Annotated in this window: 16 protein-coding genes and 1 tRNA gene; 8 read left to right on the top strand and 9 right to left on the bottom strand. The window is 64.3% G+C overall.

Going from position 1 to position 21,429, the window contains the following annotated elements; translation table 11 throughout:
• Positions 1 to 135: 135 nt before the first annotated feature.
• The 4 genes from LRX75_RS22990 to cpdR1 form a co-directional block, all read right to left on the bottom strand.
• The gene (locus LRX75_RS22990; protein ID WP_231816902.1) at positions 136 to 363 is read right to left on the bottom strand and encodes a hypothetical protein; all 228 of its coding nucleotides are present in this window, start codon (positions 361 to 363) and stop codon (positions 136 to 138) included.
• A gap of 167 nt (positions 364 to 530) precedes the next feature.
• Entirely contained in the window at positions 531 to 968 is a 438-nt protein-coding gene (locus LRX75_RS22985) for a plastocyanin/azurin family copper-binding protein (protein WP_231816901.1), read from the bottom strand.
• A gap of 348 nt (positions 969 to 1,316) precedes the next feature.
• Positions 1,317 to 1,391 (bottom strand) — tRNA-Val (locus LRX75_RS22980).
• A gap of 105 nt (positions 1,392 to 1,496) precedes the next feature.
• A complete protein-coding gene (gene cpdR1 / locus LRX75_RS22975) occupies positions 1,497 to 1,859 on the bottom strand; it encodes a response regulator CpdR1 (protein WP_018327941.1) in 363 nt (120 codons plus the stop codon).
• A 218-nt stretch (positions 1,860 to 2,077) separates the two neighbouring features.
• Here cpdR1 and LRX75_RS22970 point away from each other — a divergent pair, with 218 nt between their 5' ends.
• Entirely contained in the window at positions 2,078 to 2,962 is an 885-nt protein-coding gene (locus LRX75_RS22970) for an N-formylglutamate amidohydrolase (protein WP_113150051.1), read from the top strand.
• Between the two features lie 397 nt (positions 2,963 to 3,359).
• Positions 3,360 to 4,133, top strand: a complete 774-nt coding sequence (gene hisN / locus LRX75_RS22965) for a histidinol-phosphatase (protein ID WP_231816900.1) — start codon at positions 3,360 to 3,362, stop codon at positions 4,131 to 4,133.
• A gap of 3 nt (positions 4,134 to 4,136) precedes the next feature.
• On the opposite strand, the gene LRX75_RS22960 is transcribed toward hisN, so the two are convergent.
• Positions 4,137 to 5,138 (bottom strand): alpha/beta fold hydrolase, encoded by a 1,002-nt coding sequence (locus LRX75_RS22960; protein ID WP_420851258.1) that lies wholly within the window; start codon positions 5,136 to 5,138, stop codon positions 4,137 to 4,139.
• Positions 5,139 to 5,863: 725 nt separating this feature from the next.
• On the opposite strand from LRX75_RS22960, the gene LRX75_RS22955 reads away from it, so the two are divergent.
• Positions 5,864 to 6,340: an Hsp20 family protein gene (locus tag LRX75_RS22955; RefSeq protein ID WP_062693302.1), complete on the top strand. Its 477-nt coding sequence runs from the start codon at positions 5,864 to 5,866 to the stop codon at positions 6,338 to 6,340.
• 66 nt (positions 6,341 to 6,406) lie between these two features.
• Here the strand turns inward: LRX75_RS22955 and LRX75_RS22950 are convergent, their stop codons facing one another.
• Positions 6,407 to 7,462: a threonine aldolase family protein gene (locus tag LRX75_RS22950; RefSeq protein ID WP_231816898.1), complete on the bottom strand. Its 1,056-nt coding sequence runs from the start codon at positions 7,460 to 7,462 to the stop codon at positions 6,407 to 6,409.
• 591 nt (positions 7,463 to 8,053) lie between these two features.
• Here LRX75_RS22950 and gltB point away from each other — a divergent pair.
• The 3 genes from gltB (at position 8,054) to LRX75_RS22935 (ending at position 15,705) form a co-directional block, all read left to right on the top strand.
• Positions 8,054 to 12,805, top strand: coding sequence for a glutamate synthase large subunit (gene gltB / locus LRX75_RS22945; RefSeq protein WP_231816897.1), 4,752 nt, complete (start codon positions 8,054 to 8,056; stop codon positions 12,803 to 12,805).
• Positions 12,806 to 13,024: 219 nt separating this feature from the next.
• Positions 13,025 to 14,095: a polysaccharide pyruvyl transferase family protein gene (locus LRX75_RS22940; protein WP_231816896.1), complete on the top strand. Its 1,071-nt coding sequence runs from the start codon at positions 13,025 to 13,027 to the stop codon at positions 14,093 to 14,095.
• A 155-nt stretch (positions 14,096 to 14,250) separates the two neighbouring features.
• Positions 14,251 to 15,705: a glutamate synthase subunit beta gene (locus LRX75_RS22935; protein WP_231816895.1), complete on the top strand. Its 1,455-nt coding sequence runs from the start codon at positions 14,251 to 14,253 to the stop codon at positions 15,703 to 15,705.
• Between the two features lie 69 nt (positions 15,706 to 15,774).
• Here LRX75_RS22935 and LRX75_RS22930 read toward each other — a convergent pair whose 3' ends face one another.
• The gene (locus LRX75_RS22930) at positions 15,775 to 16,203 is read right to left on the bottom strand and encodes a winged helix-turn-helix transcriptional regulator (protein WP_420851257.1); all 429 of its coding nucleotides are present in this window, start codon (positions 16,201 to 16,203) and stop codon (positions 15,775 to 15,777) included.
• Between the two features lie 121 nt (positions 16,204 to 16,324).
• Here LRX75_RS22930 and LRX75_RS22925 point away from each other — a divergent pair, with 121 nt between their 5' ends.
• Complete coding sequence (locus tag LRX75_RS22925) at positions 16,325 to 16,936, top strand: FMN-dependent NADH-azoreductase (RefSeq protein WP_231816894.1); 612 nt, start codon at positions 16,325 to 16,327, stop codon at positions 16,934 to 16,936.
• 125 nt (positions 16,937 to 17,061) lie between these two features.
• On the opposite strand, the gene LRX75_RS22920 is transcribed toward LRX75_RS22925, so the two are convergent.
• A complete protein-coding gene (locus LRX75_RS22920) occupies positions 17,062 to 18,483 on the bottom strand; it encodes an SGNH/GDSL hydrolase family protein (RefSeq protein WP_231816893.1) in 1,422 nt (473 codons plus the stop codon).
• Between the two features lie 83 nt (positions 18,484 to 18,566).
• Positions 18,567 to 19,787, bottom strand: a complete 1,221-nt coding sequence (locus LRX75_RS22915; protein ID WP_231816892.1) for a lytic murein transglycosylase — start codon at positions 19,785 to 19,787, stop codon at positions 18,567 to 18,569.
• A 577-nt stretch (positions 19,788 to 20,364) separates the two neighbouring features.
• On the opposite strand from LRX75_RS22915, the gene galU reads away from it, so the two are divergent.
• Positions 20,365 to 21,246: a UTP--glucose-1-phosphate uridylyltransferase GalU gene (gene galU, locus LRX75_RS22910; RefSeq protein ID WP_113150042.1), complete on the top strand. Its 882-nt coding sequence runs from the start codon at positions 20,365 to 20,367 to the stop codon at positions 21,244 to 21,246.
• The last annotated feature ends 183 nt before the right edge of the window (positions 21,247 to 21,429 follow it).

The following is a 21,429-nucleotide window of genomic DNA, read 5'->3' as shown; positions in this document are numbered from 1 at the left end:
AAAAGGCCGATAAGGCTTCTGACCATGCAGACCTTTTCAAGGGTTCCTACTAACTTGTAACAAAACCACTTCAAGTGGTCCAAGCGCAGCGTCCCAAACCTCCGCCTCTGGCGGAGGTCTATGACTTGGCATCTCTCAAAGACTGCCTTCGCCTTTGAAATACCCGGGATACTGGACGTATTCCGGGTCCGGCTTTGCCGGTACCGGCGCGGGTGGCGTCTCGCCGTGCTCATCCTCCGCCAGAAAGCCATGCGTGCGCATCCATTCGCGAAGGATGCGCCGGACGGCTTCGTCCGGCGAGATATTCTGCTGCCGGGCGTGGGCGGCAAGGGCTGTCTCGAGATCATCGGGGAGGGTCGTCATGCGGCAAGCCTCTCGGGTCTGGTGGTCATGCCGGTCAACGTTCGCGTGTCCGGATCGTTCCAGAAAAGCCCCACGCCCCGGGACGATCAGTGCGCGGCAGAGGTCTATATCCGCCGCGCCGGGCCGCCCGACGATCAGGGGCGGCTAAGAGTAGAGGTCGCCGCGTCTTACGGCGTGACCGTCAGCTTGGCCTGCATGCCGGCTTCGTAATGGCCCTTGATGTTGCAGAACACCAGATAGGTCCCGGCCTTCAGGCGCGTCTTCAGCTGCCCATCGGCACCCGGCTTCAGGTCCTCCATCTCACCGAGGCTTTTCAGTTTGCCTTCCTCGACGCGATGCTTGGTCGTGTTCAGCGGAATTTTCTGGTCGGCGGATTTCAGACGCACGACGATCATCTCGTGCTCCTCGCCGGCGGCGGCATTGTGCACGCTGAAAACGGCGGGGCCGGCCTTCACGGTCGCGGGCTCCAGGCTCAACCCCATGGTGCCGCCACCTTCGCCGGTTTCCACGACCTTGATCGTGCTGTCGGCAAAGGCCGCGGTGCTGAGAAGCGCGCATCCGGCCGCCGTGAAGAGGGAAAGCGCCGTTCGGGACAGGGAGATCATGAGACAATCCTTCAGATAAAACCTCGCGCCGCGCAGGCTGCCTCCGCAGCCCGCCACGCGAGGACGGACTGTCGCCGATGTCGCCTGTCGATCACCCGTCGAAGCCGGGGGCTCGGACCTTGATACGACCGTGTCCGGTTACCACCCCTGCCGGAAGATCGGGTTCACGACGTCAAAGCCGTGCTTGGGGTGCCCGAAAGACGCAGGGGTGCACAAGAAGGGCAACACAAGAAGACGGGGTCGATGCTTTCGGCCGTGCTGAAACGCGGCCTCCCCGGGGGTGCCTGTCAGCCCCAGAAACGGAAAAATCCGCCGAAGCGGATTTCTCAACGATGTCAGGAATTCGGATGGTGGGCGTGACAGGGATTGAACCTGTGACCCCTACGATGTCAACGTAGTGCTCTCCCGCTGAGCTACACGCCCATCCGTGCCGCGCATAGACCACAAACCTTTTTGAGCGTCAACAGGCATCGTGATGCTTTTTTGACAAAAGAGGCGGGCCGGTGCGGGGCTGGTGCCGGCGCCGTGTCAGGCGGCCAGCATCTTGTTCACTTCGTCGACGAGGTCGCGCAGGTGGAAGGGCTTGGAGAGGACCTTGGCGTCCTTCGGGGCCTTGCTGTCGGGGTTCAGCGCCACGGCGGCAAAGCCGGTGATGAACATGACTTTCAGGTCGGGGTCGAGTTCGGTCGCGCGGCGCGCGAGTTCGATCCCGTCCATTTCCGGCATGACGATGTCGGTGAGGAGAAGCGAGAAGGGCTCTTCGCGCAGCCGATCGTAGGCACTGGCGCCGTTGTCGAAGGAAAGGACCTTGTAACCGGCTTTTTCCAGCGCCTTCACCAGGAAACGGCGCATGTCGTTGTCGTCTTCTGCGAGGAGAATTTTGGGACTCATGGATTTCCAGCCGTTGCTGTCTAGGTCTTATGATACTGACGGGAAGGTGCGGTCGCCTCATGAAACCGCCATGGGGTAAATATCCCGTGAAGACCGGACGTCAAGGCCGGGCGACACGCGAGCCCGCAACCCTCGTGAGGGGCGACTATGGACACAGATGCGGCCAGCTGGCAACATGAACGAAGCGGCAAGATGACGACATGGTAAAAAGGATCGCGATGGAGGAGACGGTTCGGGAGCACGACCTGTTTTGCGTTCGCGAGCCGGACCATCAGCGAATTCCCTTTGTTTTCAACTCTCCGCACAGCGGCAGGCTCTACAGCGATGCGTTCCTGGCGCAGTCGCGGCTCGATGCGCGCGCCATCCGCCGCTCCGAGGATCATTATGTGGACGAGCTTTTCGGCCGCGCGGTCGATCTCGGTGCGCCGATGCTGCTGGCGCATTTCCCCAGGGCTTTCCTCGACGTCAATCGCGAACCTTACGAGCTCGATCCGCGCATGTTCGACGGCGCGCTGCCGCCGCATGCCAATATCAGCTCCATGCGGGTCGCCGGCGGCCTTGGCACCGTGCCGCGGCTGGTCGCCGAGAACATGGAGATCTACCGCACCCGCATGCCCGTTGCGGATGCGCTGGAGCGGATCGAGACGATCTACAAACCCTATCACGCGACGCTTCGGCGGCTGATCGCCCGCACGCATGTGCTGTTCGGGCGCGCGATCCTGATCGATTGCCACTCCATGCCCGGCAATGTGCGCGTTGCGGGCAGCGCCATGCGGCCGGATATCATCATCGGCGATCGCTACGGCACCAGCGCCTCCGCCGATCTCTCCCGCATGGCCGTGACGCTGCTGGAGGATCTCGGCTTCACCGTGACGCGCAACAAGCCCTATGCCGGCGGGTTCATCACCGAGCATTACGGGCGTCCGGCGCGGGGCCTGCATGCGCTTCAGATCGAGGTCAATCGCGGGCTCTATGTAGACGAGACGACGCTCGTCAAGAAGCCGGAATTCGACTGGCTGGCGCATCTTCTGGGCACGTTCTTTGCGGAATTCGCAGCCCATGTGGAAAGCTCGACCGAGAGCCTGCCGCTCGCCGCGGAGTAGGGCCTGCCGAGAGATGTTCCCCCGGCCGGCGGCGCGGGTGCGGTCAGAGTGGCGACCGGCCAAAAAAAACCGCGCTTGTCGCGCGGCTAAGTCTAGGGAGGAAACACCCAAGGAGGGTATTTACAGCCACGAGTGACTGTAGGGGGAGTGTGATATTGCGGCGCACCATTGTCAAGGCCACGTTGGCATGGCGTGACGAATCGGTGACAGCCTAACCCCCGGCTTTTACGAAAGAATTTCCGGATTTGCGCAATATTTCAGCGAAAAATCGGGAACGGCGCGCGAATGTGCATATGTCTTGTGCTGATGGCCTGGAAACTGCTGAAAACTTGTTCTGCATTTTTCTTTTGAAAAAATTCGTCTAAGCATCCGTCCAAGCCATTTTGAGGAGAGTGCCATGCTGCCGGACCGCCCGTTCTTCGATCGTCTCGCGGATGCAGCCAAAGCGGAGACGTTGCTGCGGTTTCGCACGGGCATCGGCGTTTCCAACAAGCTCGACGGCGGGTTCGATCCGGTGACGGAGGGCGACCAGGCGGCGGAGCGGGCGATCCGGGCGTTGATCGAGGAAGCCTTTCCGGAGCACGGCATCCTCGGCGAGGAATATGGCACCGTGGGTGCCGATCGCGATTACGTCTGGGTCATCGATCCGATCGACGGCACGCGCGCCTTCATCTCCGGCCTGCCTGTCTGGGGCACGCTGATCGGCCTCTATCACAAGGGCCGGGCCGTGATGGGGCTGATGGATCAGCCTTTCACCGGCGAGCGCTTCTTCGCCGCAGGCGGCGTCACGCACTACCGGGGGCCCGAAGGCGAGCGGACGCTTGCCACGCGCGACTGTGCGTCGCTGGCTGACGCCACGATGTTCACGACCTCGCCGGCGCTCTACCACGGCGAGATCAAGACGAAGTTCCAGGCGGTCGAGGACAAGGTGCGTCTCGCCCGCTATGGCTGCGATTGCTATGCTTTTGCGTTGCTGGCGGCCGGGCATATCGATCTCGTCATCGAAGCCGGGCTGAAGCCGTACGATGTCGGCGGCCTCATTCCGCTGATCGAGCAGGCCGGCGGCATCGTGACGGACTGGAACGGCGGGCGTGCGGAGATGGGCGGCGAGGTGATCGCGGCGGGAAGTGCCGCACTCCACGCCGAGGCCCTGGCGATCCTGCGGGGCTGAGGCTCAGAGCACCAGCATGTCGTCGCCGCTCAGGCTCTCGGTCACATCGGGGCCCGTGCTGCCGGGAATGAAGGCGTCGATCGCCGCGATCGCCTGCGCCCGGTAGCGGTCGTCCTCCTGGAAGACCTCGTGGCGGGCGCCGTCGATGGGAATGAGCGTGGCGGCGCGAAAGTTGCGGGCCAGCGCCTCGATGGCGGCATAGGGCACCAGACGATCGCGCGTGGGGGCGAGCAGCAACGTCGGCACCGTGATGCGCGTCAGGTGCTCGCGGCGCGTGACGCGACGGATGGCGCGAAAGGTTTCGTGCAGCCAGCGCGCGCTCGGCGGCCCCAGCGCCAGTTCGGGATGGGCCTGTGCAATCTCGGCATTGCGGGCGTAGCGCACCGGGTCCGAGGAAACGAGGTTCTGCGGAAAGAGCATGGGCTGCTCCTTCGACAAGGCGAGCGCGCCGAGGCCGAACAGGCTGAAGGCGGCCGAGAGCAGGCCGATCTTGCCATGGCTCATGCGCTGGTTGCCGAGCGCCACGAACGGCGCATTCAGCACCATGCGGTCGATCCGCGTCGCCAGCCGCGGCGCCTGTGCCAGCGCCACCAGCGCACCCATGGAGTGGGCGACGAGGAAGAAGGGCAGGCGGGTATCCGGCAGCACGATCTTTTCGAGGAAGATCGACAGATCCTCCTCGTAGTCGGAAAAGCGGCGGACATGGCCGCGGCGCAGCTGTTTCAGCAGGCGTTCCGAGCCGGCCTGTCCCCGCCAGTCGAACGTCGCGACCCAGAGGCCGCGGGCGACGAGGTCGCCGACCATCTCGAAATATTTCTCGATCGATTCGTTGCGTCCGTGAAGGAGAACGACGGTGCCTTTCGCCGCCGCGTCGCCGCTGCGGAAGACGGCGTATCGCAGGCGCCGGCCGCCCGCGCCGGTGAAGAAGCCGACGGTGTGCCGACGGGGATCGGCGACGGCAGGCGGTATCGGGTTGTCCGGCGTCGGAAACAGGCGCGGCCTCAGGAGCGTGTCATCTCCGGCGCGCGGCACGTCGCGGGGGCCGGGCCCTGCGGCGGAACGGGTGCTTGCGGAGGTGTCGCTGTCCTGTCTTTGCGGAGCGGATTGTGTCTGCATCTGAGGTTCCGATCGGCGGTCTCGGCGTCGTGCGGGGCCGACGTCACAGCGCCATTCTAGCCCGGCAGCCTTTCGAGCGGATGAACGGCAACGCGGCTGCGGGAGCGTCCATGGATAATCCCGGGCCCGGTGTCCGTCAAAGCATTCCGTGCGGGCACCCTGCGCCCGCGGCGAGCGGGCCATCCATAAAAAGGGGCCGGAGCGGCGGGGAACCGCGTCCGGCCCGGAAGGGCGAAACAGGAGCGCAACGGGGAGTGCAGCCTTTCAGGGACGATCCGGCTGCTGTCTTGCTCCTGTCTCGATGACCCTGTTCTAGCGGAGGTCAGGTGAACCCAAACGGAACCGACCGTTCATCTGCGGTTTATGTCCGCTTCCGCGCGTTCGCATGGGTAGGCCGTCCTGCGAAATCAAGGGCTTGGCGTGGCGGCGGAGGACGTCGAAAAAAATCCGGTGCCTGCGATTTTGTCGTTGGAACGCCTCTTGACGGTCGAAATGGCCGTTCCCATCTCAGGGTCACGGGCGCCGAAGAGGGCCCGGCCACCGGCCCTGCCATCGCCGCTTACGGGATGACGGGCCAGAGAACCGCAACACGTTGCTCGAATAGTGAGGACACCATGCGTCACGTTGATTTTTCTCCCCTTTACCGCTCCACCGTCGGCTTCGACCGGCTGTTCACCATGCTCGACAGCCTCGGCCAGCCCGACCAGTCGCAGAGCTATCCGCCCTATAATATCGAGCGGACCGGCGACAACACCTACCGGATCACCATGGCGGTTGCCGGTTTCGACGAAAGCGAACTTTCGATCGAGGCACGGGAACACACGCTGACGGTCAAGGGTGAAAAGAGCGAGGAGCAGACGGCCGAAAACCAGTTCCTGTATCGCGGCATCGCCAAGCGCGCCTTCGAGCGCCGCTTCCAGCTGGCCGAATATGTGGAAATCCGCTCCGCGTCCCTGAAGAACGGCCTGCTGCACATCGATCTCCTGCGCGAGATCCCGGAAGCCGCCAAGCCGCGCCGCATCGAGATCTCGGCCGCGCAGAGCGCGCCGAAGCAGATCGAGGCGAACCATGTGGACGCCAGCGTCAACTGATCGACGGCCTATCGCCTGATGAAGGAGACGGCGTCCCGCAAGGGGCGCCGTTTTTCATTGTTTACCTCAGGCGCTGCGGCAGCCTTCGAGGAAGGCATCGACGTCGGCCGGCTCGGTGGCGAAGCTCGTGACGAGCCGGTAGAGGCCCTCGTCGGCGGCGAGCGTGCCGGCCAGCGCATGCGGTACGGGCCAATCGTAGAAGAGTGCGCCCTTTTCCTTCAGCGCTTCGGCATTGGCGGTCTTCAGGATCACGAAGAGCTCGTTGGCATTCGAGGGCCAGGCGAGGCGGGCGCTGTTGCTGTCGGAGATGCCGTCGGCGAGACGCTTGGCCATTGCATTGGCGTGCCGCGCGAGGTCGAGCCAGAGATCTTTGTCGAGATAAGCCTCGAGCTGGGCCGAAACGAAGCGGGTCTTGGAAAAAAGCTGGGCCGACCGCTTGCGCAGATAAGGCATGTCGCCGGTCTTTGCGGGGTCGAACAGGATCAGCGCTTCGGCGCACCAGCAGCCGTTCTTGGTGCCGCCGAAGGAGAGGATGTCGACGCCGCGCTTCCAGGTCATCTCCGCCGGCGTCGCGTCCAGCGCAACCAGCGCATTGGCAAAGCGCGCGCCGTCCATGTGCAGCGGCAGGTTATAGCGTTTCGCGATGTCGGAAATCGCGGAAATCTCGTCGAGCGTGTAGACCGTGCCGGCCTCCGTCGCCTGCGTCAGCGTCACCGCCATCGGCTGGCCCGCATGGACGAAGCCGGGCGGGAAGCGCTTGATCTCGGCCTCCAGCCGCTCCGGATCCATCTTGCCGAAGGCGCCATCGACCGGCGCCATGCGTGCGCCGAGCGAGAAGAATTCGGGCGCACCGCATTCGTCGGCGTTCACATGCGCCTCGCGGTGGCAGAACACGTGGCCGCCGGGGCGGGTGACGCTGGCAAAGGCCAGCGAATTCGCCGCCGTCCCGGTGCCGACGAAGAATACGGCGACCTCCCGCTCGAACACCTCCGCCAGCATCGCTTCCACCCGGCGGTCGAGCGGGCTCGTGCCGTAGGCGGGGGCAAAGCCGGGGGCTGCCTTGACCAGGCTTTCGGCAATGAGAGGATGGGCGCCGGCCCAGTTGTCGGAGGAGAAGATCATGGGGGGCTTCCGATGGTCGAGAGACGGGGGCGGTCCGGGTCGCGACCGCGCGCCGAACCAGAACACGACCATACTGAGCCGGTGTCGGCAATCCAATGCCGATGAGCGATGATCAGGACAATTGCAGACCAGTTTGAAACCAAAGGAAAGCTGCGGGTTCATTCGCGCAATATTCTTTCGTCCACCTCGGAAAACCCGACATTTTCGGATCGGCGACGCCGATTATTTAAGCGCTCTCCCTTGCAGTCACCGGAGCTTTCTGGCATAGAGCCTGTGAAATAGGACAGGCTTGCTGTCCTATTTCGGTCTGAAGACCGAATGGCCCGAAGCGCACATCCAAGCGGCGCGGGGCCTGAACAGGGAAACACCTTTTCATGCGGCGAGCCTTGCGGCTCTTTCGCGTGTCCGGCTTGATGCCGGTGTTCCCTGTCACATGGTCGCGGATCATCTGACCCGACACCGCCAAGCTTCGTTTGCGAGCGGCACAGGATCATGCAACGATAGACCGGGCGTCACAACGCGGTTGAAGCCGCGAGTGCGCCCCGACGACGGCAGGCCCGAGAGAGAAGGGCCGCAACTGGAGGGAAGACGATGACGCAGATCACGCCATCACATGACGCCGCATCCCATCGCGCAGAGGCCCCGGCCGCCGCGACGACGACGGCCGTGTTCCCAAAGGCCTTCCCGGACAATACGTATAAGAGCGGCCTTCCGGCAAAGCAGGGCCTCTATGATCCGCGCAACGAACACGACGCTTGCGGCGTCGGCTTCGTCGCGCATATGAAGGGCGTCAAGTCGCACCAGATCGTGCGCGACGGCCTGTTCATCCTGGAAAACCTGACGCATCGCGGCGCCGTGGGCGCCGATCCGCTGATGGGCGACGGCGCCGGGATTCTGGTGCAGATCCCGGACCGTTTCTTCCGCGAGGAAATGTCGGCCCAGGGCGTCACCCTGCCGAAGGCCGGCGATTATGCCGTCGGCTACCTTTTCATGCCGCAGGATGAGGCGCAGATCGCGCATTTCAAGCAGGTCATCGCCGATGTCGTTGCGGAAGAGGGCCAGTCCCTGCTCGGTTTCCGCGATGTCCCGGTCGACAATGCGTCGCTGTCGAAGGCGCCGCACATCGCCGCCACCGAGCCGCGCCACGTGCAGGTGTTCATCGGCGCCGGCCGCGATGCCGCGACGAATGCCGAGTTCGAGCGTCGTCTCTTCACGCTCCGCAAGGTCATCTCCAACCGGATCTACGACGCCTACAAGGGCGCGGAAACCGGCTTCTATCCCGTGTCGCTGTCGTCGAAGACGATCATCTACAAGGGCATGTTCCTCGCCTATCAGGTCGCCGCCTACTTCAAGGATCTGGAGGACCCGCGGTTCGAGAGCGCGGTCGCGCTCGTGCACCAGCGCTTCTCCACCAACACCTTCCCGTCCTGGAAGCTCGCGCACCCCTATCGCATGGTCGCCCATAACGGCGAAATCAACACGCTGCGCTCCAACGTCAACTGGATGGCGGCGCGCCAGGCCTCCGTGTCCTCGCCGCTGTTCGGCGACGATATCTCCAAGCTGTGGCCGATCTCCTACGAAGGCCAGTCGGACACGGCGTGCTTCGACAACGCGCTCGAATTCCTCGTGCAGGGCGGCTATTCGCTCTCGCATGCGGTGATGATGCTGATCCCGGAAGCCTGGGCCGGCAACCAGCTGATGGGGGCCGAGCGCAAGGCATTCTACGAGTACCATGCCGCCCTGATGGAGCCGTGGGACGGACCGGCAGCGGTCTGTTTCACCGACGGCCGCCAGATCGGCGCGACGCTCGACCGCAACGGTCTGCGTCCGGCCCGCTACCTCGTAACTGACGACGACCGCGTCATCCTCGCCTCCGAAGCCGGCACGCTGCCGGTGCCGGAAGAGAGCATCGTCAAGAAGTGGCGCCTGCAGCCGGGCAAGATGCTGCTCATCGACATGGAAGAAGGGCGCATCATCTCCGACGAGGAGGTGAAGTCCTCGCTCGCCGGCCAGCACCCCTATCGCAAGTGGCTCGACAACACGCAGCTGATTCTCGAGGAGCTGAAGCCGGTGGAGCCGCGGGCGCTGCGCCGCGACGTGTCGCTGCTCGATCGCCAGCAGGCTTTCGGCTATACGCTCGAAGACACCAAGATCCTGATGTCGCCGATGGCCACGACCGGCCAGGAAGCGATCGGCTCGATGGGGACGGATACGCCGATTTCGGCCATGTCGTCGAAGTCGAAGCTGCTCTACACCTATTTCAAGCAGAACTTCGCGCAGGTCACCAACCCGCCGATCGACCCCATCCGCGAAGAGCTGGTGATGAGCCTCGTCTCCTTCATCGGGCCGCGGCCGAACATTCTCGACCATGTCGGGGCATCGCATGCCAAGCGGCTGGAAGTGCGCCAGCCGATCCTGACCAATGGCGATCTCGAAAAGATCCGCTCCATCGGCCACACGGAAGACCGGTTCGATACCAAGACGCTCGACTTCACCTATGATGTCGCGCGCGGCGCCGAAGGCATGCCGGAAATTCTCGACCGGCTCTGCGAGCGGGCGGAAGCCGCCGTCAAGGGCGGCTACAACATCATCGTGCTTTCCGATCGCCAGGTCGGTCCGGACCGCATCGCCATTCCCGCGCTGCTCGCCACCGCCGCCGTGCACCACCACCTCATCCGCAAGGGTCTTCGCACCTCGGTCGGCCTCGTGGTGGAATCGGGCGAGCCGCGCGAAATCCACCATTTCGCGCTGCTGGCCGGCTATGGTGCCGAGGCGATCAACCCCTATCTCGCCTTCGACACGCTGACCGATATGCACAAGCGCGGCGAGTTCCCCAAGGAAGTCGACAGCAGCGAAATCGTCTACCGCTACATCAAGGCCGTGGGGAAGGGCATCCTCAAGGTCATGTCCAAGATGGGCATCTCGACCTACCAGTCCTATTGCGGCGGCCAGATCTTCGATGCCGTGGGTTTGTCGAGCGAGCTGATCGAGCGCTACTTCTTCGGCACGGCCACGCAGATCGAAGGTATCGGCCTCAAGGAAATCGCCGAGGAGACCTTCAACCGTCACCAGGCGGCCTTCGGTCCCGATCCGGTGCTGACCAACACGCTCGATGTCGGCGGCGAATATGCCTACCGCATGCGCGGCGAGGGCCATGCCTGGTCGCCGGATTCGATCGCCTCGCTCCAGCATGCCGTGCGCGGCAATGCGCAGGACCGCTACCGCGAGTTCGCCGACATGGTGAACGGCGACGCGCTGCGCATGAACACCATTCGCGGTCTCTTCACCATCAAGGGTGCCGAAGGTCTTGGCCGCACGCCGATCTCGATCGACGAGGTCGAGCCGGCGTCCGAGATCGTCAAGCGCTTCTCGACCGGTGCCATGTCGTTCGGCTCCATCTCGCGCGAGGCGCACACGACGCTCGCCATCGCCATGAACCGGATCGGCGGCAAGTCGAACACCGGTGAGGGCGGCGAGGAGAGCGATCGCTACTTCCCGCTCCATGACGGCTCGGCCAACCCGGAACGCTCCGCCATCAAGCAGGTGGCCTCCGGCCGCTTCGGCGTGACGACGGAATATCTCGTCAATGCCGACATGCTGCAGATCAAGGTGGCGCAGGGTGCCAAGCCCGGCGAGGGCGGGCAGCTGCCCGGCCACAAGGTGGACGCGACCGTCGCCAAGACCCGGCATTCGACACCGGGCGTCGGCCTTATCTCGCCGCCGCCGCATCACGACATCTACTCGATCGAAGATCTGGCGCAGCTGATCTACGACCTGAAGAACGTCAATCCGGAGGCGAACGTCTCCGTCAAGCTCGTCTCGGAAGTCGGCGTCGGCACGGTTGCCGCCGGTGTCGCCAAGGCGCGCGCCGACCATATCACGGTCTCCGGCTATGACGGCGGCACCGGTGCGTCGCCGCTGACCTCGCTCAAGCATGCCGGCAGCCCCTGGGAAATCGGCCTTGCCGAGACGCACCAGACGCTGGTGCTGAACGGCCTGCGCTCGCGCATCGCCCTGCAGGTGGATGGCGGCCTGAAGACCGGCCGCGACGTCATCATCGGTGCGCTTCTGGGGGCCGACGAGTTCGGCTTCTCCACCGCGCCGCTGATTGCCGCCGGCTGCATCATGATGCGCAAATGCCACCTGAACACCTGTCCGGTGGGTGTGGCGACGCAGGACCCTGTCCTGCGCAAGCGCTTCAAGGGTGCGCCCGAGCATGTCGTCAACTACTTCTTCTTCGTCGCCGAAGAGGTGCGCGAAATCCTGGCGTCGCTGGGTGTCGCGAAGTTCGACGACATCATCGGCGCATCGGAACTGCTGGAGAAGGACACGCTGATCTCGCACTGGAAGGCGAACGGGCTCGATTTCTCCAACATCTTCTACAAGGTCGATGCGCCGAAGGAAGCGACCTACTGGACGGAGAAGCAGAACCACCCGATCCACGACATCCTCGATCGCAAGCTGATCGCGGAAGCGATGCCGGCGCTCGAATCCAAGACCCCCGTGAAGATCGAGGCGACGATCAAGAACGTCGACCGGTCGGCCGGCGCGATGCTGTCGGGCGAGCTGGCCAAGCGCTGGCGCCACAAGGGGCTGAAGGATGACACGATCTTCGTGACGCTGCGCGGCACGGCGGGCCAGTCGTTCGGCGCGTTCCTCGCACGCGGCATCACGTTCGACCTGATCGGCGACGGCAACGACTATGTCGGCAAGGGCCTCTCCGGCGGCCGCATCGTCGTGCGCCCCTCCGAGGCGTCGAAGATCAAGGCCGCGGAGTCGATCATCGTCGGCAACACGGTGCTTTATGGCGCGATCTCGGGCGAATGCTACTTCAACGGCGTGGCCGGCGAACGTTTCGCCGTGCGCAACTCCGGCGCCATCGCCGTGGTCGAGGGCGTGGGCGACCATGGTTGCGAATATATGACGGGTGGCGTGGTGGTCGTGCTCGGCGAGACGGGCCGCAACTTCGCGGCCGGCATGTCGGGCGGTGTCGCCTATGTGCTGGACGAGAGCGCCGACTTCCCGCAGCGTTGCAACATGGCCATGGTCGAGCTGCAGCCGGTGCCGGAAGAAGACGACATGCTGGAGAAGCTGCATCATCACGGCGGCGACCTCATGCACAAGGGCATGGTGGACGTGTCCGGCGACATGACACGCCATGACGAGGAGCGGCTGGTACAGCTCATCTCCAACCATCTCCACTACACGGGTTCGCCCCGCGCCAAGGAGATCCTCGACAACTGGGCGGACTTCCGGCCGAAGTTCCGCAAGGTCATGCCGGTCGAGTACCGTCGTGCGCTCGAGGACATGGAGCGGATGAAAATGGCGGAGGCTGCCGAGTAATCGGCGGTCTCGTCCGGGGCGACGCAGGTCGCGGCCCCGGTTCGACCCTCCGGCGAAGCGTCTTGCCCGATCCTTCAACGGGCAGACAGCGCGCCGATCCGGCCTCTCCTGCGGGTCTTGCCAGGAGCCGATATGGGCGCGCCCGATCCGGCTCGGGCGTTCTCGCGAAAACCCGAAATATGCGCATTCCGACCCGCGCAAGAATGAACATGGTGTAACGTGTCCAGTGACCTTCTCGACATCGTCGCGTCGAAGGCTGCCATCCCGGTCTCCTGGGTGACGCCGCCGGTCGGCGAGGATTATCTCAATCTCGGCGACGCCCTGTCGCCGGTGATCGTTTCGATGATGTCGGGACTGCCGGTGACGCACGCGCCGAGCAAGAGCCGCCAGACCCGTCTCGCTGCCGTCGGCACCATCGGCCACATGATGGCGGGCGGGCATGTGCATGTCTGGGGAACGGGCACGTCGCCCAATCTCAATCCCGGCCAGCATGGCGAGGAAAAGATCCCCTACACCCGTCCGGCCGGTACGCGCTTCACCTTCCATGCGACGCGCGGGCCGTTCAGCCGCCGCGTGCTCGGCAGCGACGGGCCTGCCGTCTATGGCGATCCGCTCTGGCTGCTGCCGCATTTCCACGATGCGCCCGTCAAGAAGACCCATGAACTCGGCGTCATCCTGCATCTGGCCGAACTGTCCGAGCGCACCTTCGACGCCCGGCCGAAGGACACCGAGGGCCGCCATCACGTGGCGCCGTCGGAGATGGGCTCGGTGAAGCTGATCAACACGGTCACGCCGACGACGATTGCCGCGCTGCGCGAACGACTGGACGAGATCCTGTCGTGCAAGCGCATCGTCTCGACCAGCCTGCACGGCATGGTCTTTGCCGAATCCTACGGCATTCCCTGTCTCTATTTCTCGCCACGGTCGCGCAGCACCGGGCTCGGACGCATCGATCTCTCCGACGAAAGCGGCGTCATCGACCTGCGCTTCGTCGATCTCTATCGCGGTCTCGGTCTGTCGGACCTCGACATCTGGTACCAGCCGCGGCAGGTGAAGACGAACTGGCAGGCCGTGATCGACGCCATCGACCGTGTCTGGGCGCCGAAGGCGTTCGACGACAGGCCGCTGATCGAGTCTTTCCCGCTGCCGCTCGCCATGATGGGCAAGGGCGCGCGCGGAAGCGCCTTCGATGCGCCGCTGATCGCCGCGCTGCCGACGCAGCGAAAACGGCTTCCGGGCCAGGCCTTCATCGAGGGGCTGGCGGACCGGTTCTTCAGGGAACGGTCATGAAACGTCTCATGGCCTTGAAATTCGATTGAGTGTTCGCCCGATCTGGCGACAATGCGATGAAAAGACTGCCGGACTTCCGGCATTCAGGAACAGAAACGGGTGGACGCGGAGCGGGTGGCATCAGCGCTTCCACGGCGACGATTGAGGGTTACGTCATGGGCAAGGTTACAGGTTTCATGGAAATCGACCGGCAGCTGGCAAAGTATCAGCCGGCCTCCGATCGTATCCGCCATTTCCGGGAATTCACGATCCCGATGTCGGAGCCGGAGGTGCAGAAGCAGGCGGCGCGCTGCATGGATTGCGGCATCCCCTTCTGCCATGGCCCGACCGGCTGCCCGGTGCACAACCAGATCCCCGACTGGAACGATCTCGTCTACAGCGGCAACTGGGAAGAGGCGATCCGCAACCTGCATTCGACCAACAACTTCCCGGAGTTCACCGGCCGCATCTGCCCCGCGCCCTGCGAGGAAGCCTGCACGCTGAACCTCGAAGATGCGCCGGTGACCATCAAGACCATCGAGCAGGCGATCGCCGACAAGGCCTATGAGATGGGCTATATCGTGCCGAAGCCGGCAGTGACGAAGACCGGCAAGTCGATCGGCATCATCGGTTCGGGTCCTGCCGGCATGGCGGCGGCCCAGCAGCTGGCTCGCGCCGGCCATGCCGTGCATGTCTACGAGCGCGAGACCAAGGCCGGCGGCCTGCTGCGCTACGGCATTCCCGACTTCAAGATGGAGAAGAACTTCATCGACCGGCGCGTCGAGCAGATGACCGGCGAAGGCGTCACCTTCCATTACGGCGTCAATATCGGCGTGGACCGCACGGTGGAAAGCCTGCGCGAGGAGCATGACGCCGTGCTCTATTGCGGCGGCTCCGAGACACCGCGCGATGCGGGCCTTCCCGGCGGCGAGTTCGCCGGCGTCCATGACGCCATGCCCTATCTCGTGCAGCAGAACCGCCGCGTCGGCCGCGAGAATATCGACAGCGTCGGCTGGCCGTCGGATCCGATCCTTGCCGGCGGCAAGCACATCGTCGTCGTCGGCGGCGGCGACACGGCGTCCGACTGCGTCGGCACGGCCTTCCGTCAGGGGGCCGTCAAGGTCACGCAGCTCGACATCCGCCCGCAGCCGCCGGAAAAGGAAGACAAGCTTGCCGTCTGGCCCTTCTGGGCGACGAAGATGCGAACCTCCTCTTCGCAGGCGGAAGGCGCGGTGCGCGAGTTCCAGGTCGCGACGCTCGAATTCGTCGGTGAAGACGGCGTGCTCACCGGCGTGAAGTGCTGTCAGGTCGACGATCGCCGCAAGCCGGTTCCCGGCACGGAGTTCGTCATCAAGGCCGACCTCGCCTTCATCGCCATCGGCTTCAGCGGCCCGTTGAAGACCGGCGTTCTGGAAGAGCTCGGCGATGCGCTCGCCATCAACACCGACCGTCGCGGCTCCAGCAACGTCATCGCCGACGACAAGGATTACCGGACATCGGTCGAGAAGGTCTGGGCGGCCGGCGATGTGCGCCGCGGCCAGTCGCTCGTCGTCTGGGCCATTCGCGAAGGCCGTCAGGCGGCGCGGGCGATCGACGAGGCCCTGATGGGCGCAAGCGTCCTGCCGCGCTGATCGTCAACGCACGCTCTCGTCAGGCGGGCGTCCGGCGAAGCCGGGCGTCCTCGACGGCGAGCTTATCGCTCAGGCATGCCGCTGGTCATAGGCGAGGCGCGCCTTGTCGATCGTCTCCTGATGCTCGAACGCCCAGTTGCCGAGCGCCTGAACGGGCTCGCGCAGCGACTGTCCGAGATCGGTCAGCGCATATTCCACCTTCGGCGGAATGGTCGGATAGATCGTCCGCGTCACCAGTCCGTCGCGCTCCAGGTTGCGCAGCGTCAGCGTCAGCATGCGCTGCGAAATGCTGCCGAGAGCGCGCTTCAGCGCGTTGAACCGCTTCGGCCCCGGCGTCAGCAACATCACCACCAGCACCGACCATTTGTCGCCGATCCGGGAGAGGAGGGCGCTCGCCACACGGCAGTCATGCGTCTCGTGCAGCGTCTCCAGCGTCATGTCCGTATTTGCAGGTGTCAAGAATGTGCCTCCTTGCGCATGCTCATCCACGTCATTCATAGTGCCTCGGTATGGAAAAGTAACTTCCAGACGTCACGCAATCGGTGACGATGTGGGGCTCCGGCTTTTCCTGCAGACCGTCTTCGAACGACCGGCACATGGTGCACCAAAGGATAGACATATGAAACTCCTCCACCTCGACTCCAGCATTCTCGGCGACCACTCCGTCAGTCGCGCGCTGTCCAAGGCTGCCGTGGAACGGATCACGGCAGGCAATCCCGACATCGAGGTCACCTATCACGACCTCGTTGCCGAACCGATCGCCCACCTCACCGGCCGCTACCTCGCCGGCCAGAGCGACGATGTGCAACACAATCAGGCGCTTCAGGACGATCTCGCGCTCGGCGGCAAGGTGCTGGACGCGTTTCTCGCGGCCGATATCGTTGTGATCGGCGTGGCCCTCTACAATTTCACGATCTCGAGCCAGCTGAAAAGCTGGGTGGACCGCATCTGCGTGGCCGGCAAGACGTTTCGCTACACCGAAGCCGGTCCAGAAGGTCTGGCAGGCGACAAGCGCGTCATCCTGACGATTGCGCGGGGCGGTCTGTACGGTCCGGGCACGCCGTCGCAATCCTTCGAGCATGCCGAGACCTATCTCCGCTCGGTCTTCGCCTTCCTCGGCGTCGCCAATCCCGAGGTCATCGTGGCCGAAGGCCTGGCGCTCGGAGCCGAGCCACGGGAAGCCGCGACCAAGGCGGCACTCGAGACGGTCGCCACGCTGAAGGCCGCCTAGAGCAATTCCTCAAATGTGCGCCGCGGTTTTGCGTCCGGAATGGCGTTGAAAAGGGGAGATGGCGTGTTTTCGCGTTTCGGAAAAAGGCGGAAACACTCCGAGCAAACGCCGCGCCCGCGCGGCGCCTATCGGAGCGGGACGGCCTGCCACGGCGGTGCGGCGCCGAGCCGGGGGCCGGTTCCGGTCTTCGGCGGCGGCACCGTTGCCGACTGTGCTGCCGTCGGTGCCGGACGGGCGGCATCTGCGGGTGACGGTTCCCCTGCCGGTGCGGCGGCCTGCGCTGCCGCCGCTGGCGGCGGTGCCAGTGCGGTTTTCACCAGCCGGAAATCGTCAATCCGCCCGAACGGGGCGGGCGGGGCCTCGCCTTTCTCGATCAGCAGGTCCCGCGCGCTGCGCCCCGTGCTCGCCGGCAGGCTGGCGTCATCCAGCAGATCCGATGCGCCGTCGAGGTCGGGATCGACGAGGCTGATCGGCTGGGTCTTGATGATGGTGTCGCTGGTCGGGGCCGTGACCACGAGGTCCTTCATGCCGCTCGGATCGGGAATGTCGCCGCCGGGCGCGGCGGTCTCGCCCAGAAGGCGGCGAACGTCCTTTTCCACGTAGAAAGCGAGCTTTCGCTTGCCGGCCGGCGTCAGGTTGATGCCGTCGGCGCCGCGCAGGCGAACCTGCTGGCCGTTGATGTCGGAGCCGGTCGTTACGAACTTGCCCTGCTCGTCGACGAAGCCATCCCAGATATCGATGAATTGCCCGCCGATCTTCTCCGCCTCGGTGCGGAAGATGCCGTTGAAGGTCACCATGTCCGCCGTCATGGCGGGAGACTGGAACGACGGCATGCCGACCCAGAGAAGCGGCACGTTGCGGCTGCGGGCGAGGGCTGCGAAGCGCGCGACGCGCCGTGTATATTCCGCCATCCAGGCATCCGTGCGGTACTTTTCCCGCACCGCGCCGATCTTCATCTGCTGTCGGTCGTTGGCGCCGAAGCTGACGATGATCAGGGCGGGCTTCACATCGTCGGCATAGACGGGAAGCATATTGGGCCAGTCGAAGTAGTCGTCGCGCACCATGCCGGACGACCCCTCGCTGCGGTTTTCGACCACGATGCCCGGGCTGTCGGCAAAGGCGGTCTGCAGGCCGTCGCTGAGGCTGCCGGCGATGAAGTCGCCGACGACGAGCACGGTCTTGGCATCCGCCTGCTTTGCGACGATCTCGGGTGCCGGTGTCTCGACGGGTGCGGGACGGACTTTCGCCCGCTGCGGCTTCGGCTGGCGCCGCACCGGCGGCGGGGCCTCGCGGTCGATGTTCCTGCCGTCGCCATAGTCCTCGTAGACGCGCTGTTGCTGGCGCGGCCGGCCGAAGAACATGTCGAGGATCGTGCGCCGTTCCTGCGCTTCGGCGCGGCCGACAGGGGGAAGAAGCACAACGGTCGGCAGGGCGATGACGAGGGCGAGCAGAAAAGCCGCAAGCCGGCGCAGAGGAGCGTGCCGCGTCCGGTGCGGCAGGACGTTGCTCGGGTCAGCGCGTGGTGTCACGGCTCGTGGTCTCGACATCTGCATTCCGGCCGGGCATCCTGCCCGGTCCTCTTCATTTCCGCCAGATCGCCGCGAGGACCTGCCCCGCGCGCCGCCGCTGTTCAATCCCGCAGGGCGCGGAGAAGGTTCTGCGTCGGCTGGCCATCGGGGGTCATGCCGTTGCGGTTCTGGAACGCCTGGATGGCGGCCTTGGAGCCGGAGCCGAAATTGCCGTCCACTTCGCCGTCGTAATAGCCGAGTTCCTTGAGGCGCGACTGCAGTTCGAACTTCTGCTTGACGTCCAGCGTGCCGTCCGGCCGGCTCCAGGCCTGCTGCATGCCGCCATAGCCGGCAATTTCGTCGGCAAGAAGACCGACGCCGAGGGCGTAGGAATCCGAGGCGTTATACCGCTTGATGACGGAAAAGTTCTTGGTCATCAGGAAACCCGGGCTGCCGCTGCCGCCCGGCATCTTCAGCGTGGCGCGGATGCTGCCGTCGCGGAAGCCCTTGCCGTTCGGGCGGGTGAAGCCGAGGGCTGCCCATTGCTTGAGCGTCTTCGTCTGGCCCTGCAGGTCGGAGCCGCCGGCGGGCACGGCCGTCTCGTAGCCCCAGGTCATGCCCGGCTGCCAGCCGTTCTTCTTCAGGAGATTGGCCGCCGTCGCCAGCGCATCGGGGATCGAGTTCCAGATATCGCGGTGCCCGTTGCCGTCGGCATCGACCGCATAGAGCAGGTAGCTCGTGGGAATGAACTGCGTGTGGCCCATGGCCCCGGCCCAGGATCCGTTGAGTTCGCGTGGGCTCACATCGCCCGACTGCAGGATCTTCAGCGCGGCGATCAGCTGCGTCTTGGCGAACTTCGCCCGCTTCGGATCGGCATAGGCAAGGGTCGCCAGCGCCCGCGGCACGTAATGCAGCCGGTCGTCCTTCTCCAGGACCGCGCCGTAATTGGATTCCATCGACCAGATGGCGAGCAGCACGTTGCGATCGACGCCGAAATGCTTTTCGATCGCATCCAGCGTGCGGCGGTGCTTCACCGACATTTCCTGGCCGACCTTCTGCGTGTAGGGGTTCACGCGGCTGTCGATATATTCCCAGATCTTGTGCTTGAATTCCGGCTGGTAATTGGCCTTCTCGATCACGGTCTCATCGGGCGTCTTCACGCCGGCAAAGGCCTTGCGATAGGTGCTCTCGGAGATGCCGGCCTTGGCGGCCGTCGGATAGAAACCGTTGATCCACGTCTGGAAACCGGCATCGGCGAAAGCGGGCGTGGTGGCGAGGAACGCGGCGGCGGCAACAAGGGCGGCGCGGAGGCGGCGGCGAAGGGGCAGACTGTTGCTGTTCATCGGTCTGTCGTTTCCGTAATCTCGGTCGCGCGCGTCGGGGCGACGGGCGCGACATCACTGTACCATTCCAGAACCGTCCCATCTTGCGCTGCCGGTGACGGATCCGACGAGTGCCGGCTCTGGTGCAAGGGCCGGTTTGATGAAGCGTATCGGAATGAGGTCAACAAGTTCTTTACCATGCCGAAGGACTTGCGTCTTGCTTAGGGAAAAAATAGCCTTTCACCCCTAGATACGTTCACGTTCTTGTGACGGGCGTGCTGCATGTTCACCGGGCATTCACCGGGGATCGTGCATCTAGGCGATGCAGGCAGAGTGCCCGTCCGGCCCCGCATCCGGGGATGGAGGTTCGCGCTCTGGACATGGCGAGGAAGTCCGATAGATCCGTGTCCACTTGTCATCGGGCTTACGGAAGAGATGCGCGGCCATCCCGTGGAAACGGGAACCGCCAAGAACGGGAACATCGGGATCGACGTTCATTTTAAGCCGGTTTCCGGTAAGACAACATCACGCCACGGTGGATCGGCGATCGCGGATCCGAACCGTTCATTTTAAGAATGACTGAGAACTGGAGATTTTGATGAGTGAGAAGCGTAAGGTCCGAAAGGCCGTCTTTCCTGTTGCCGGCCTCGGCACGCGTTTTCTGCCCGCCACCAAGGCTGTCCCGAAGGAAATGCTGACGGTGGTCGACAAGCCGGTCATCCAGTACGTCGTCGATGAGGCTCTGGAAGCCGGTATCGAGCATCTGATCTTCGTGACGGGCCGCGGCAAGGGCGTCATCGAGGACTATTTCGACATCCAGACCGAGCTCGAGCAGACGCTGCGCGAGCGCAGCAAGACCGCCGAACTGACGCTTCTGGCCGATATCCTGCCCAAGGCCGGCATGGCCAGCTTCACCCGCCAGCAGGCGCCGCTCGGCCTTGGCCATGCGGTCTGGTGCGCCCGCGATATCGTCGGCAACGAGCCCTTCGCGGTTCTGCTGCCCGATATGATCATGCGTGGCGAAAAGGGCTGCCTCAAGGGCATGGTCGAGCTGTACGAGCAGAGCGGCGGCAACGTGCTCGCCGTCGAGGAATGCGCGCCGGAAGTGGCCCACAAATACGGCATCGTCGGCGTCGGCGAGACGATCGGCGAAGGCTTTGCCATCAATGCCATGGTCGAGAAGCCGGCCGCCGGCACCGCTCCGTCCAACTACTTCATCAACGGCCGCTACATTCTGCAGCCGGAGATCTTCGAGATCCTGGAAACGCAGGAGCGCGGCGCCGGCAACGAGATCCAGCTGACCGACGGCATGCTGAAGCTCCTCAAGAGCCAGGATTTCGCCGGCTACGTCTTCCGCGGCGAAACCTACGACTGCGGCGCCAAGGACGGCTTCATCCTCGCCAACGTCGCCTTCGCGCTGTCGCGCGACGACATTCGCGGCTCGGTCGAAGGTCCTCTCAAGGCCCTTCTCGCCCGCTGATCGATCGATACCGAACACGAAGAGCCGCGTTGCATCAGCAGCGCGGCTCTTTTCGTTTTAACAAAAGAAAACCTCCGCCTATGGCGGAGGATTGGAAGAGTTCTACGCGGTATGAAAGAAACCACCGGGCTTGGATCACGAAGTGATCGAAGACCGGAGGTTATAATGGACGATAACCATCTA

Source organism: Rhizobium quercicola (assembly GCF_021168455.1).
Classification (GTDB): Bacteria; Pseudomonadota; Alphaproteobacteria; order Rhizobiales; family Rhizobiaceae; genus Ferranicluibacter; species Ferranicluibacter quercicola.
This window is presented reverse-complemented; position numbering and strand designations above follow the sequence as displayed.

Bases quoted from the DNA above. Each gene is read 5' to 3' on its own strand.
- LRX75_RS22990 (WP_231816902.1), bottom strand. From the start codon at position 363: ATGACGACCCTCCCCGATGATCTCGAGACAGCCCTTGCCGCCCACGCC.
- LRX75_RS22925 (WP_231816894.1), top strand. From the start codon at position 16,325: ATGAAACTCCTCCACCTCGACTCCAGCATTCTCGGCGACCACTCCGTC.
- gltB (WP_231816897.1), top strand. From the start codon at position 8,054: ATGACGCAGATCACGCCATCACATGACGCCGCATCCCATCGCGCAGAG.
- LRX75_RS22935 (WP_231816895.1), top strand. From the start codon at position 14,251: ATGGGCAAGGTTACAGGTTTCATGGAAATCGACCGGCAGCTGGCAAAG.
- LRX75_RS22915 (WP_231816892.1), bottom strand. From the start codon at position 19,787: ATGAACAGCAACAGTCTGCCCCTTCGCCGCCGCCTCCGCGCCGCCCTT.
- LRX75_RS22985 (WP_231816901.1), bottom strand. From the start codon at position 968: ATGATCTCCCTGTCCCGAACGGCGCTTTCCCTCTTCACGGCGGCCGGA.
- galU (WP_113150042.1), top strand. From the start codon at position 20,365: ATGAGTGAGAAGCGTAAGGTCCGAAAGGCCGTCTTTCCTGTTGCCGGC.
- LRX75_RS22920 (WP_231816893.1), bottom strand. From the start codon at position 18,483: ATGTCGAGACCACGAGCCGTGACACCACGCGCTGACCCGAGCAACGTC.
- LRX75_RS22930 (WP_420851257.1), bottom strand. From the start codon at position 16,203: ATGAATGACGTGGATGAGCATGCGCAAGGAGGCACATTCTTGACACCT.
- LRX75_RS22955 (WP_062693302.1), top strand. From the start codon at position 5,864: ATGCGTCACGTTGATTTTTCTCCCCTTTACCGCTCCACCGTCGGCTTC.
- LRX75_RS22950 (WP_231816898.1), bottom strand. From the start codon at position 7,462: ATGATCTTCTCCTCCGACAACTGGGCCGGCGCCCATCCTCTCATTGCC.
- cpdR1 (WP_018327941.1), bottom strand. From the start codon at position 1,859: ATGAGTCCCAAAATTCTCCTCGCAGAAGACGACAACGACATGCGCCGT.
- LRX75_RS22970 (WP_113150051.1), top strand. From the start codon at position 2,078: ATGGAGGAGACGGTTCGGGAGCACGACCTGTTTTGCGTTCGCGAGCCG.
- hisN (WP_231816900.1), top strand. From the start codon at position 3,360: ATGCTGCCGGACCGCCCGTTCTTCGATCGTCTCGCGGATGCAGCCAAA.